The sequence below is a fragment of the Alteromonas sp. AWJ4_199 genome, assembly GCF_056159165.1.
In genome coordinates, this window is the sequence record NZ_JBSWUR010000001.1 from 1,561,138 (window position 1) to 1,574,787 (window position 13,650).

10 protein-coding genes are annotated in these 13,650 nt (G+C 45.9%); all 10 read right to left on the reverse strand.

The genetic code is table 11. The annotated features are described in order from the left end of the window. Window positions 1-24 precede the first annotated feature (24 nt). The 10 genes from ACXAER_RS06795 to phoR all read right to left on the reverse strand — a co-directional run bounded on the left by ACXAER_RS06795 (window position 25) and on the right by phoR (window position 13,562). Window positions 25-1,350 (reverse strand): tetratricopeptide repeat protein, encoded by a 1,326-nt coding sequence (locus ACXAER_RS06795; RefSeq protein ID WP_474827783.1) that lies wholly within the window; start codon window positions 1,348-1,350, stop codon window positions 25-27. 6 nt (window positions 1,351-1,356) lie between these two features. Then, the gene (locus ACXAER_RS06800; protein WP_012517281.1) at window positions 1,357-1,965 is read right to left on the reverse strand and encodes an energy transducer TonB; all 609 of its coding nucleotides are present in this window, start codon (window positions 1,963-1,965) and stop codon (window positions 1,357-1,359) included. A gap of 3 nt (window positions 1,966-1,968) precedes the next feature. Then, window positions 1,969-2,376 (reverse strand): ExbD/TolR family protein, encoded by a 408-nt coding sequence (locus ACXAER_RS06805; protein ID WP_071817097.1) that lies wholly within the window; start codon window positions 2,374-2,376, stop codon window positions 1,969-1,971. Between the two features lie 32 nt (window positions 2,377-2,408). Next, on the reverse strand, window positions 2,409-2,927 hold the full coding sequence (locus ACXAER_RS06810) for a MotA/TolQ/ExbB proton channel family protein (protein WP_014978335.1): 519 nt from the start codon (window positions 2,925-2,927) through the stop codon (window positions 2,409-2,411). Between the two features lie 2 nt (window positions 2,928-2,929). Continuing rightward, window positions 2,930-4,294, reverse strand: coding sequence for a MotA/TolQ/ExbB proton channel family protein (locus ACXAER_RS06815; RefSeq protein ID WP_474827786.1), 1,365 nt, complete (start codon window positions 4,292-4,294; stop codon window positions 2,930-2,932). A 13-nt stretch (window positions 4,295-4,307) separates the two neighbouring features. Then, window positions 4,308-5,066: a DUF3450 domain-containing protein gene (locus ACXAER_RS06820; RefSeq protein ID WP_474806290.1), complete on the reverse strand. Its 759-nt coding sequence runs from the start codon at window positions 5,064-5,066 to the stop codon at window positions 4,308-4,310. A 176-nt stretch (window positions 5,067-5,242) separates the two neighbouring features. Beyond that, window positions 5,243-7,891 carry a TonB-dependent receptor domain-containing protein gene (locus ACXAER_RS06825; protein WP_474827788.1) on the reverse strand — a complete coding sequence of 883 codons (2,649 nt, stop codon included), beginning with the start codon at window positions 7,889-7,891 and terminating at the stop codon, window positions 5,243-5,245. A 117-nt stretch (window positions 7,892-8,008) separates the two neighbouring features. Further along, window positions 8,009-10,789, reverse strand: coding sequence for a hypothetical protein (locus ACXAER_RS06830; protein ID WP_474827790.1), 2,781 nt, complete (start codon window positions 10,787-10,789; stop codon window positions 8,009-8,011). A 423-nt stretch (window positions 10,790-11,212) separates the two neighbouring features. Then, on the reverse strand, window positions 11,213-12,184 hold the full coding sequence (locus ACXAER_RS06835; RefSeq protein WP_474827792.1) for a PstS family phosphate ABC transporter substrate-binding protein: 972 nt from the start codon (window positions 12,182-12,184) through the stop codon (window positions 11,213-11,215). 76 nt (window positions 12,185-12,260) lie between these two features. Further along, a complete protein-coding gene (gene phoR / locus ACXAER_RS06840; protein ID WP_474827794.1) occupies window positions 12,261-13,562 on the reverse strand; it encodes a phosphate regulon sensor histidine kinase PhoR in 1,302 nt (433 codons plus the stop codon). Window positions 13,563-13,650: the final 88 nt, after the last annotated feature.

Sequence of the window (13,650 nt, forward strand, 5' to 3'; positions counted from 1 at the left end):
AGCGTTTCAACTTAAACGATAGCTTTAACTAGCACCAAGTTCGGTAGCGATGGCATCTGCCTGACGCTTTTCACCCTGCACAAACTGCTTCCACTGCTGTGCCATAGCACGGCTTTTCTGGTGCTTTTCAGCTTCTGCTAATTGGTTAAGCGCAAGGGCATACTGCTTTTTATTATACAGCGCCATGCCTTTAATCAAGTAAACCAAACCAGGGTTTCTTAACTCGCCTTTTTCAACCGCGCGGTCTGCTGCAGCAATTGCATCGTCGAAACGCTCTTCATTAAGAAGAATTTGCGCTAACTGTGCATCTAACTCACCGTCTTCAGACAGTTCAGCCGCTTCCATCATAACGGGAATGGCTTTGTCTTGCTCTTTAGCAAGTGACCAGCTTTGACCTAAGAACTTAAGGTTGCGCAAGTTTTTCTCAAGCACACCGTCGTTCATTGCCTGCTCCATCAACTTAGCACCCTTATAAGGTACACGGTGATAGTAATAAAGCTGTGCCATGTTAAACACGTCAGCAGACGTATTAACAAACCCGCGCTGGTAAGCGGTTTCCATGATGGCTAACTGCTTGCGCTCTTCACCTAGCTCACCATACATACCGGCTAGCTGGATCCAATATTTAGGCTCGTCAAACAACTTCACCATTTTAATAAGAACGTCTTTAACCTTTTGAGGCTGCTTGAGTTCATAGAAGATAGCACGCTGAAGTATTAACCAACCTTCGTCAGGGATCATGCCTTCCGCTTCGTGATCGGCAACGGCTTCAGAAATCCACATTGCAGCTTCGTCGTACTGTTTATTTTGGTAGTACGCCTGGGCTTTGATGACCTTATTTTTAACCGGTACTGGACCCGTATTTAGGCTTTCCCAACGCTCTAAATAAGTGATGGTGTCGTCGTAATTACCTTGCATAAGGTTAAGCTGAGCCAAACTGAAAAGTGTGGTCATTTCAAACTTTTCAGGAATAGGCTGCTGCTCTACCACTTTAGCAAACGATTCCAACGCTTTTGCATAGTCTTCGTTGTTGTAGTAAATGAAGCCGAAAAAGTTGTACATCATGGCTTTTTCGTAGGCATTCATTGAGTCAGACTTATCTTCTACTTCTTTCAGTATAGCGATAGCTTCTTCAATATTACCTGCTTCATCCGCCGCCGTTTGTGCCCGAGCTAGCTGTTCGTAAACCTTGCCGCGTAATGTAGGTACGCGGCGAGTTTTCTTCTCGCTGGCTTTTTGCTCTTGTGCAATAGCGTCGTTGGCAACCAACATGCTAGGTACAGATACCGTGGCCGATGCAAATGCAAACGCCAGTGCACTAAGCAATGTATTCGTCTGTTTTCTCATCATGTTCTGTTACCCGTCAATTTGGAACGTAATACGGTTTTGCACACCAGACACTTCTGTTGCTTCGCCGTTAACAACACGAGGTTTATATTTGAACTTCATGGCAGCATCGATAGCCGCTTGTTCAAATATACCTTCTGGGTTTGCTTCTACAACAATTGGGTCGCGCACCGCACCTTGCTTAGTTACCGTAAATTCAACAATAACAAAGCCTTCAATGCCCCGTTGAAGTGCACGTCGTGGATATACCGGCGCAACTTTAACGATCGGGAGGTATTCACCGTCACCTGACTCAAGGGCCAAGCCTCCATCTAAAGAGATGTCGTCTCCCACTTCGGCCCCGAAATCCATCGACGTACCTTCTGCATCAGGAGAAGGCGAGTCCATTTGCGGTTGCTCCATTGGCGGAGGTGGCTCTTTTGGCTTAGGTGGCTTTTTCGGCTTACGATCTTTTTTCTCAACCTGTTCATCCTGCTTGACCCTAACAAAGTCAAGCACGCTTCCCTTAGGCGGCTCAGTTAGTGCGCTGCCACCCATCTTGATAAGCGATTGCATCAAGAAGAACAGGCCTAACGTGATCGCAAGGGAGATAACAAATGCGATTAAATATCGTGGCATGATTTATTGCTCTTGGGCTGCAATCGAAACATCGTAAACGCCAGCGGCTCGCGACGCGTCCATAACCTTAATCAAGGTTTCTGTTGTGGCCTTTTTATCAGCCTGAATAACAACAGTACCCTGTGGGTTTTCAGCGTGTAAACGCTCAATGTTCGCCTGCACTGCGCGAACGTCGATACGACGTTTGTTAATCCAAATTTCGCCTTTATCTGAAATAGCGATAAGAATATTAGCGCGGTCCTTTTTCACAGCAGTAGCTGCTTCGGGACGGTTAACATCAATACCGGCTTCTTTCACAAATGACGCAGTCACAATAAAGAAGATCAACATGATAAATACAACGTCCAGCATGGGCGTCATGTCGATGGCTGCTTCTTCTTCATCGACTAAGTTTTGAAAGTGCTGCTTCATAATAAATACCTTACCTTAATGCTTAGCTAGCATTAACGTTGAATAATCAATGCATCCTCAAGATGCGTGCGTTCTGATTTCACCATACGTGTTAACCAGGTAGCGGCGAATACGCCTGAAAGTGCGCCAACCATGCCCGCCATTGTGGGAATAGTGGCTTTCGATACACCTGATGCCATTGAACGAGCATTACCTGAACCCGCAATCGCCATTACATCGAACACTTCAATCATACCGGTAACCGTTCCCATCAAGCCTAGCAGCGGGCAAAGCGCTACCAGAGACTGAATAATTGGGATGCTGCCGTTTAGGCGCATGGTTAACTGTGAAATTGTTTTCTGACGAACTTGCTCAGCGAACCAAGAAGAGCGGTCGGTACGTGCTGTCCACATTGCTACCGCTTCTTTCTTGGCTTGCTTGTGCCAAACCATCAGATACATCGCACGCTCGAGGATCAAAAGCCACATAACGAATATCAGCAGACCGATGACCAGGAGAACCTGGCCGCCTGTTTCTGTGAAATCGCGAATTGCTTCTAGAAACTCGATCATGATTAGCCTCGCTCAGCGCGCTCTGCAATTACGCCAGACGCCTGTTCTTGTAGGATGTACACAATGTTCTTAGAACGTGTGTTAAGCATTGCATAAAGCAGTGTCATTGGAATCGCTACAACAAGACCTAGTACTGTTGTTACAAGTGCTGTTGAAATACCACCCGCCATTAGTTTCGGGTCACCTGTACCAAACAAGGTAATGGCCTGGAAGGTGTTAATCATACCCGTTACGGTACCTAGTAGACCCATAAGCGGCGCAACTACTGAGATAATCTTAATGATAGTCAGGTTACGACCTAGCTTAGGCACTTCGCCCAAAATCGCTTCTGTAAGGTGAAGCTCAAGCGCTTCAACGTCAGCGTTTGGATGCTCGTCACGTACTTTAAGTACACGGCCAAGCGGGTTATTAGTGTTAACTTCTTTGCTCTTAAGCTGCTTGTTTACTTTCATGCGTGTTAGCGTAAGCGTTACAAGACGCTCTAGAGCAAGTAGTAAACCAAACGCACCAACGATAAGAATGATATAACCTACAACACCGCCCTGCTCTACACGCTCTTTAAGGTTTGGCGCTTGAACAAGAAGACCTAGGATAGAACCACCTGTTGGGTCGATACCGAACTGAACTAGCTCACCATTTGATGCTTGTAGTTCTGCAGCAGAATCGTTGTAACGGTCAGCAGGTTGACGTACTAGTTCAGACACTGTGCCGGTTACACCGTTGTAGTCTAGGTATTTACCATCAGCCACTAGCGCGAACGGACCTACACGTACAACAGATTTGTTCACTTTCTCGCCGCCAGCTTCAACAACGTCAGTGGTAAAGGTAGTCACCTTGCCTGATTCAGTCATTTCACGCTGCATTTCAAACCACACGCGCTCAATCTCTTCAATTGAAGCAAGTTTTGAGCTTGAACCCATATCTTGTGCCATTTGGTCAAGGAACTCTGAACGGCCTTGAATTTGCGCAGATATTACTGAGTTATAGAATTTGTTTTTGGTGTCGCCCGCGATTTGCTGCAGCACACCGAATAGCTCTTTTAGTGAACCAAGACGCGTGTCTAGTGCACCGTTTAAGTCAGCCAGTTTGAATTCGTTTTCTTCAAACTGAGTTTCAAGCTGCTCAGATTGTGCAAGCATCTGGTCACGCTTTTCACGGGTTTCGCGAAGAATGCGATCTTGCTCTGCACGTTGTGATTGGAAATCACGCTCGCGCTGTTTGTTTTGCTGAGACTGTGCGAACTGACCTTCTTCTAATTGCTTTAGAAGTGCGTCTAAGTCCATCGCACGGTCGCTTTGTGCGAAAGCACCAACGCTGATGCTAAGGGCTGCTAGACCAACAGCGATACGTTTTACTGTGTTAAACATTCTCATCAACCTCTTAGTCTGTAATTGCCACTGGCAGCATTAGCAAGTCTGGTGCAAGTTGCTTCTTCGCCATGCGCAGACCTTTTGTAATTTGTGTACGGTAGCTGCTATCAAGCTCTTCCCACTGACGGGTTTGCTTGTTCCAAACACCCTGCATGCTAGCATCACGTGTTTGATAAATTAGCGCTGTACGACCAAGGCGTAGGAATTCTACATCACGCTCTTGACCGTTAATTGAATGGATACCGCTATACGCTTCCATAGTGCGGCCGTAGTCCATCTCTACTTGGTATGCTTCCATTACGCGACGGAATTTTTCAGACGCAGCAACGTCAGCACGGTCCATCATGGCGCGAAGGTCAGCTACGCGATTTGCACGCTCTTCAGGAAGGAAAGGTACGTCTAAAGCAACGAACTGCTCTAGACCGTCAATCATACGCATCATAAGTGGCGTGATTTGGCGTTCAACAACAGACACTTCGTCAATAGCTGAGTTCAGATCTGCCATTTCTTGTTCTTGGTTATTGATTTGCTTACGAAGCTGAGTGTTATAAACCTCAAGGCCTTCGATTTCTTTCATCAATGTTTTGAACTGTTGAAGTTTGCTGTCAATTTGATCGGTAATACCGTTTATTTTTTCTTGCGATTTTGCCGCTGACTCATTGATTTTCGCTGCCTCATCGACAACGGGTTTTAAGACTTCATCGTCTTGTGCCAGTACCGGTGTCGCTGTAAGCGCACCTGCAACTAACAAAGCATTGATAAGCTTCATACATTCAAACCTTTAAAGTTAAAAGAAATCGGTTGTATCCGACTATAAATTTCTGCGCGTAGGATAGAGTTTTTCTGTGACAGTTTTATTACGAAACTGTCATATTAGAACCGAAAGTGTCATGTTTAACTCATAAAAAAGGCCGCATGTAGCGGCCTTAAGGATAAGTTCAGTTTTTAGAAGTCATATTTAAATGACAATCTAATACCTGTACCTCGTGTCTCAGACCTAAGCAGGGTATCGTTAAATTCAATTTCACGATCTTCGCCTAGAATATTCTGAACACGTAATGTGACAGTGCTATTAAAGTCTGGGTAGTACTTGTATACCATATCCAATGAATGAAATGGTTGTTCGAAGTTATCGTCGAAACCATCAATACCCGGAATTAGAATACGCTCACCGAATACGTTGTATACTAACGACGCAGTGTGTTCACCGTTATCAGAGTCATAACCCAACTGCATGTTAAGTACATACTGAGAATGGCCGGTCATTCGGCGCTCAACATTAGTAATTGCCGCAGAAACACCAGTTTGCTCAACGATGTTCTGACGATCTAATACGATTTCAGAATCACTGACAGTGATGTTACCTGTAGTAAACAAGTTGTCCCAAATACCGTCGCCAATGAAGGCTAAGTCTTGTAGGAATTCAACTTCAACCCCGTAAACCTCGCCAGATTCAGCGTTAGCAATACGAATTAGCGGTGGACCATCCTGAGCCGGAGACTGTACCGATTCAATTGGCGCCTCCATGTCTTTATAGAATAGGCCTACAGACACGTTGTTACCTGCTTCGCGATACCACTCCCAACGTAAATCATAGTTAATGATATCTGTTGTGCTTACACCAGGTGTACCAGCAATCGGGAAGTTAGTTAACGGGTCTAAGTAAGTCGCCGAAGAAACCTCACGAAGATCGGGACGTACAACCGTTTGACCGATACTTGCACGTAGCTGCATATCGTCTTCTAAGAAGTAAGTCACTGCAAGTGCTGGATAAAAACCGTCTTCTTGGAACGCAAGCTGCGAACGATCCGCTTCGTCACTCAAGTCAAACTGGTTTGTGCGCGGGTCTAGTGGCGCCACTACCTGACGGAAGTCTTCATAACGTGCACCACCAGTGAAACGCCACTTGTTGTCATAGAAGAAATCAGCTTCTAGATAGTAAGCATCAATTTTCTGGCCCGCTACATAGTCATCACCAGCAATAGTCGTATCACGAATAATGGGTCGGCTAGACAAAGATAAGGTGTCTAAAACGCTGTCGCTGAAGATTTCGCTAAAGTCGTTACCGTCTAGAATTGAACGGTCTTCAACACCAAGTGTATTAATGTCGAAGCGACGGTTTTCAGCAGTACGTGTTTTGGTTACAAAGCTTGCACCCACTTTGTACTCGGTTTCCCACTTACCCATTGTCATGGGGTAAGTCACGTTATAGCCAAAGTTTTCCAAGCGATCGTGAAGGTCTTGAAACGTATATCGAGCCGCAGTTTGTGCATCTGACAAGAAGATTTCGTTTTCATCATCGAAGATGCCGTCTTGGTTCACGTCTTCCATTACGAAACGCGCATTGAAGTTACCCGGCGCGTGACGTACAGAGCGCCCCAACGAGTACGTCCAGTCAATACCCATGAAGTTTAGTTCTGGGATGGTGTGCTGACCTTTAATCTGATTGGTATAAAGCGAGCGTTCTTCGTACTGAACGTCGATATCGCGAATACGCAAACCTTCTGCTTGGTTCAAGTTTTCCGTGTTACCAAACATTTCGCGAATTTCATCGCGCGTGTCGTTTAGTACAATAAGGCTGTAATCAATACGATGTTGACGGTTGTAGTCTACACCTAGTGTTAATAGTGAAGACCAAGTCACCGTTTGCTCAGTACCTTGAATATCGTCAAAGAAGCGTACATTGATAATGTCATCGCCCACTAAGTCAGGGTCTTGTAGCTCGTATTCTTCAGAAGAGCGAGTTTGGGCTGAGTAACGTGAAGTCACTAGGAAGCCGAAGCGCCAGTCGTCGTCGTAGTCGTAACTGTCACCATAGGTAACGTTAACGCGCATATCAGGGTCAGCTGATTCTCTCTCAAGCCCATATTCTCTGTTAACGCCCTTGAACAACTCTAGCGCTTCCTCGGGCTCTAGGTCGTCTAGGAAATTCTTTGAATCCCAACGCTCTTGGATAGCAGCTGAGGCTGCGCGGGTTCCGTCGTCTTCACCTGTCCAGTCGCGACCGCCACCAGCATAATCCAGGACATCGCCAGAGTTTTCCGTATCGATACCAACCGCAGCTGATACGTTGAAAACACGCTGTGTAGGTATAGATTTCAATCGGATATTTACGTTACCGCCACCGAATGCCGCAGGCATGGAAGGCGAATACGATTTTTGAACCGCAAGGCTTTCTATAATGCTCGACGGGAACAAGTCGAGAGGTATTACGTTACGCGTTGGATCTGGGCTTGGCACGATTGCGCCGTTTAATTGTGTTGATGAGTAACGCTCACCAAGACCACGAACGTAGATGAAACGACCATCTACCAGCGTTAGACCAGTTACACGACGAAGTGCACCCGCAGCATCACTGTCACCAGTACGAGCTATCTGCTCAGCACCCATGATGTCAGCTACGAAAGCTTGATTTTTACGTTCTTCCATTACTGCCGTCGCCGTGCCCTTTAGGCGTGTACCGGTAGCGACAACTTCCTCAATCACTTCGTCTTCGTTTGATTGAGCGAAAGCCATAGACGCTGGAAGCAAAATACTTGCTGCAACGGCTAAGCTAATGGGCTTTAGAAGAAACCTGTTAGCAGGTCTGTTCATGATGAACCTCTTTAGAAAGGAATACATTCACGAAAATAATTCGTGTCTTACAAACTTAAAAGCAAGTGCGCCACTTTTGCAACGCACTTGCTTGTTTTTAGCTATGCGAACTGGGTCTTATTCAAGACCAACAGTCCATCCCGCAGTCCAGTCGTTATCAGCGTCTTTAACTGCGCCGATAAAGTCTACTGAAGAGAAGAAGCTGTCTAGCGTCGATACGTCAGTCGCAGCAGTTGCGTCTACTGTGTAGATACCGTTAAGTACTGTCGCAGTATTATCAAGTAGGCTGTTACCTGTTTGCGCAGTGAACCAATCTTCTTGGCTAAAGTCGCCAGAGTCTTTGATATTTTCCGCACACGCTAGTACAGATGTTTCAAAAGTAAGTTGTGGGTCGTTAGTTCCGTCCATGTTAGCAAGTAGCGTAGTATCGCCATCGCTAAGGTCAGCTTCGAAACATTCACCCATACCCGCTGGACCAGTAACTACGAAGTTATAAAGCTGTGCGTTTGTCTGGTCGCGAAGAAGAACGCCTTCAGAATCAGAGTCAGCAGTATCGAACTCGTTACCAATGATAGTCATGTTAGCAACCATTGGGTTAGAGAACGCTGTACCGTCGCCGCCGTCACCGTCGCCTTCAATTGCGCGGTTAGCATCAGAGTTGTCTTCTGCGTGCTTAACAAGAACAAATTGTAGTTTACCTTTGTAACCGTTATCCCAGTCTACAGAGTCATCTTGAATGCCTGTTAGCGTAAGATACTTAACGTTTACTGCACCACCAAAGAACTCAACACCATCATCTGCGTTTTTGTGTACTTGTACGTACTCAACAGTAGTACCAGAACCTACACCGCCAAATGTGATACCGTTTAGTTCGTTATCTGGTGCGATTTCGAAACCACCGTGCATTACGCGAACGTAGCGAAGCGTACCAGAGCTATCAGTGTTATCTGTACCACCGAACACTGCACCTTCTTGTGCACCTTCAACTTGAAGTGAACAGTCAGTACCGTCTTGAGGGCACTTAGTAGATTCGCCGTTACCTAGAACAATCATGCCGCCCCATTGACCAGCTTCACCCGCTTCAAGACCGCCAACAACGTGGTCTCGTGAAGTAAACGTGATTGGGTTTTCAGCAGTACCGTTTGCATTAATTTCTGAGTCACGGCTAATTACTAGGTAGTCGTTACCAGATGCGCCATAAACAGTTACGCCTGGCTCAACAGTAAGGGTTGCGCTGTTTTCTTTGTCGCCACCTACGAATACTGCACCAGAAAGTGCGTAGAAGTTACCTTCTGTAAGCGTAAGGTCAGATGTGATAGTACCTGATACTTCACACGTAGTGGTTGAACCGTCTACTGGCGTGATTGACGTTGTACCTGATGGACAGCCAGAAGCTGATTGAGCTAGTTCGATGTTACCACCGCCGAAACCAAACGCCCAACCTTGACGCCAGTCATCTTCACCTATAGCACCGATGAAGGTGTTTGCTTCGAAGAAGGTGTCAAGCAATGTAGACGCGTCGCCACCAGCTGTAAGAAGGTCACTTTGCGCAGTTAGTGTACCATCAGGGTTCAGACCAAGGTTTGCACGGTCTTCAAACGCGATTAGCTGATTGCCTTCTTGACCTGTAAACCACGCTTCTAGATCAACTGCACCTTCAGGTGTGTTGAACGGCTCAGAACAAGCGATAGCTGAGTAAGTCATAGTTAGGTCACCGTCAGAAAGGTTAGCTTGAACCGTTTCGTCTGTGTCCATTTCTAAACACTCGCCCATTGCTTCTGGACCAGTGATAAGGAAGTTCATTAGATTTGCGCCAGTTTGGTCGCGAAGTAGGAGACCTTCAGAGTCAGCGTCAGCTGTGTCGAAGGTGTTACCGATAACTGTCATGTTAGCGATCATTGGCTTAGAGAATTCTAGACCGTCACCACCGTCGCCGTCACCTTCAATACCGCGGTTTGCGTCAGAGTTGTCAGCAGCGTGCTGAACGTAAACGTACTGAAGCTTACCTTTGTAACCGTTGTCCCAGTCTACTGAGTCATCTTGGTTAGCTGTTAAAACTAAGTGTTTCGCGTTTACCGCGCCACCGAAGAATTCTACACCGTCATCAGCGTTGCTGTGTACTTGTACATAGTCAACTTCTGTACCAGAACCAACACCACCAAATGTAATACCGTTAAGTTCGTTGTCTGGCGCAATTTCAAAACCAGCGTATTTCACTACTACGTATTTAAGGATACCAGAGCTGTCTGTATCGTCTGTACCACCAAATACTGCCCCCTCTTCTGCACCTTCAACCTGAAGCGCACAGTCAGAGCCGTCTTGTGGACACTTAGTTGATGTACCGTTACCAAGGATAACCACACCACCCCATTGACCAGCACCAACTTCGTCGCCTACAACGTCGTTGAAAGAAGTCATGATGATTGGAGAAGATGCCGTACCTTCTGCTTCAATTTGAGAGTCACGGCTAACTACAAGGTAATCTGCACCAGTGCGACCAAAGATGATTGTACCTTCTTCGATTGCTAGCGTAACGCTGTCTGCTTTGTCGTTACCAATAAATACTGGACCTTCAAGTGCCCATACTGTGTCATTAGTTAGCGTGATAACGCCTTGATCGTCAGCATCATCAGCTGTTAAACGACCAGAAAGAACGCGTACTTCAACCGACTGGCCGAACGCGTCAGAAACTTCACCACTTAGGAAAGAGCTTACTTCACCTGGAGCTGTATCATCTGAACCAGTATCGCCACCAGTATCGCCACCAGTGTTTCCACCGTTATTATTAGTTACGCTGTTATCAATATCACCTTCACTGATATTAATATCGCCGCCACAGCCTGCTAGCACAAGAGCAGTAGCAATAGCTGAAGCTTTGAAAAGTTGCTTAAGTTCCATGTGTTTCTCCAAGTACGGTATAATTATGGATTTAGAAAACGCGGAAACTTTACCTAAGGTAGATGACACATTTGTTACATAAAGGCGCTGTAACAAAAGTTTCACAGAAAAAGTTCAATTTTAAACTAAAAAACACCCAATGAACTGTAATTCTCGCCAATAATAAATTTGTTTTTATTTGTTTTTCTGAAACTTAGCGGAGGAACGCTTGTATCGCTTACTTGAATTCGAGAATACTTTTGTACTCGCCATAGCCTCTATTGTCCCCCAACCTTAACCTAGATTGTGAGCCTACCTTCCTGATTTGTGACGTAATTATGACAAGAATGGTTGAAAGCACCTGGATATTTTAAAGCACTTTTTTTGAGAAAAATCTGTTTACTAGTTATGTCATTACCAAATCGTTAGTAGTGAAAAACAAAATTATTCATCGAGTAATCGACGCTGGCGTACTAATACATCTTCACGAATGGGGAAATATCCGTCTCTTAACACCTGCTGCTGCCCTTCCTGTGACAAGATATAGCGCAAAAACTCCCTTTCCAGAGTAGGTAAAGGCTCACCGGGCTTTTTATTTATCACTAAATAAAGAAAACGGGCAAACGGATACGTTTCGTTGCGCACCGTATCAATAGAAAGAGGGATTAAGCTGTCTAGCGACTCACCTAAAGGCAGAGCGCGAACTCCTGCGGTTTTATAGCCGTAAGCGGCATAGCCAATCGCGCCTGTACCGCTGGCCACGGACAATACTACAGATGCAGAGCCAGGTTGTTCGTTTACCGTATTCTTAAAGTCACCATCGCACAGCGCCATCACTTTAAACAAGCCGTAAGTACCCGATACTGAATTTCGACCGTACAGCCTGATAGGAGATTGATAGCCTATATCGTCAACGCCGAGCTGAGACCAATTGGTAATGGCTGTATTGCTGCCACAAAACTGGGTTTCAGAAAACACCGCGTCAACTTGCTCAAGGGTCATACCCGGCAGCGGATTGCGTCTATCGACAAAAATGGCGATGGCATCCATTGCCACTTTTAATACCGTAGGCGGGTAACCATGGGTTCGCGTAAAATCCCGTATTTCACTGGGCTTTAATTCTCGGCTCATAGGGCCTATGGTGGCAGTACCTTCAATCAGTGCCGGCGGAGCGGTAGATGAACCGGACGCCTGTATTTGAAAGCCGACCTGAGGATAAAGGGTTTTGAATTCCTGTGACCAAAAGGTCATTAAGTTTGCCAGCGTGTCTGAGCCCACTGAGGATATTTTTCCTGCAACACCGGGCTTGCGTTCATAGGCGGGCACTTGGTAAGTATCTGAAGCAGAGGAAGCGCTTTGGGCAGTCTGAGGAGTAGCGAGTATTCTAAGTGGAAACAACAGACCTATTGTCAGCAATAAACCTATAACACCAAGGTATAGCCTATTAACTATGTTATGACATTTGCTCGCCAAAGTTTACTGCCTCTAAAGGTTACAGCTGTTCTGCAATCAACTCGTTATCCAAAACGAAGGAGAAGTTGCTGCCCTCGCCCAAAGTACTGGTTATCTCTAAACGGGAATTATGATGACTTAATACATGTTTTACAATGGAAAGCCCCAAGCCTGACCCCCCTGTTTTACGAGAACGCGCTTTATCCACACGATAAAAGCGTTCTGTTAAGCGATTAAGGTGGTTCTGTTCAATGCCATCACCGTTGTCTACTACAGAAAACTGGGCGCCGCTCGCACCGCGACGCCAATATACGTTTATTTCACCACCAGCGGGGGTGTAATGAACAGCATTGAACACCAAGTTAGAACAGGCGCTGCGAAGTTCGGTTTCTACGCCAAAGACAAACAACTCTTCGTCAATGTGAAATTTAATAGTGTGGCTCTTTTCTTTATTAAGGGCCTGCGCTTCCCTTTCAACTTGAGCAAGCACAGCAGGAATATTTACTACATTTTCGTAAATACGTTCTGAACTTGCTTCAATACGCGATAGTACTAGCAAATCTTCTATTAGGTTTTGCATACGTTGCGTTTGCGATGTCATTTCTTTCATCGCTTTGTGCATAAACGGGTCTGACGCTTCATCAACAGGAAGGATTTCTAAATACCCATTAATAACCGTAAGTGGCGTTCGAAGCTCATGAGATACGTTCGCCACAAAGTCTTTACGCATTTCTTCAAGCTGAGACACTCGCGTTATATCACGCGCAATTAAAAGGAGGTGCTCATCGCCATAAGGCATTATTCGATATTCGAAGGTTTTATTGGGGTTCGTCGGCGACGGTACTTCAATAGGGTATTTGTAATTACCCGCGTGAAAGTACTGGATGAATTCAGGGTGGCGTAATAAGTTATCTATGCGCCGGCCTGAGTCTTGCGGCCATTTAAGCCCCAAATCTAACCGCGCCAGGCGATTACACCAAATAATACAAGCCTTAGAGTCAACCACAACCGCCGCATCTGGAAGGGCTTCAGAGCCTTCTCTAAAGCGTTTGACTAACTCGCCAAGCTCTTTACGCTTGTTGCGATTTCGACGCTGAAGGTAATAGATACCTTCATATATATGCTCCCATACACCTCGCACGGTAGGAGGAGACATTTTGCGACTATGCCACAGCCAGCGATTCAGCTTATAAAGGTGCCAATAGTTAAACAGCAGTAACAAAGTCGCACCTATGGCGACAGCGAATAACATATCATCCAGGTACCACCCGACCAGCGCAAAAACCACAAGGAATAGCACTAAGCGCAAAGTACTTCTCAACCAAGAGAAAGGATAATACATGAAATAGCTCGCGTTGTTGAAAGTGGAAATAGGCGCACGTTCAGATGGCACACAGACGTGAAGGGAATGGCGTCATACCACTCCCTAA

Excerpts from the sequence above, each read along its gene's own strand:
- ACXAER_RS06795 (WP_474827783.1), bottom strand. The coding sequence starts at position 1,350 with ATGATGAGAAAACAGACGAATACATTGCTTAGTGCACTGGCGTTTGCA.
- ACXAER_RS06800 (WP_012517281.1), bottom strand. The coding sequence starts at position 1,965 with ATGCCACGATATTTAATCGCATTTGTTATCTCCCTTGCGATCACGTTA.
- ACXAER_RS06805 (WP_071817097.1), bottom strand. The coding sequence starts at position 2,376 with ATGAAGCAGCACTTTCAAAACTTAGTCGATGAAGAAGAAGCAGCCATC.
- ACXAER_RS06810 (WP_014978335.1), bottom strand. The coding sequence starts at position 2,927 with ATGATCGAGTTTCTAGAAGCAATTCGCGATTTCACAGAAACAGGCGGC.
- ACXAER_RS06815 (WP_474827786.1), bottom strand. The coding sequence starts at position 4,294 with ATGTTTAACACAGTAAAACGTATCGCTGTTGGTCTAGCAGCCCTTAGC.
- ACXAER_RS06820 (WP_474806290.1), bottom strand. The coding sequence starts at position 5,066 with ATGAAGCTTATCAATGCTTTGTTAGTTGCAGGTGCGCTTACAGCGACA.
- ACXAER_RS06825 (WP_474827788.1), bottom strand. The coding sequence starts at position 7,891 with ATGAACAGACCTGCTAACAGGTTTCTTCTAAAGCCCATTAGCTTAGCC.
- ACXAER_RS06830 (WP_474827790.1), bottom strand. The coding sequence starts at position 10,789 with ATGGAACTTAAGCAACTTTTCAAAGCTTCAGCTATTGCTACTGCTCTT.
- phoR (WP_474827794.1), bottom strand. The coding sequence starts at position 13,562 with ATGTATTATCCTTTCTCTTGGTTGAGAAGTACTTTGCGCTTAGTGCTA.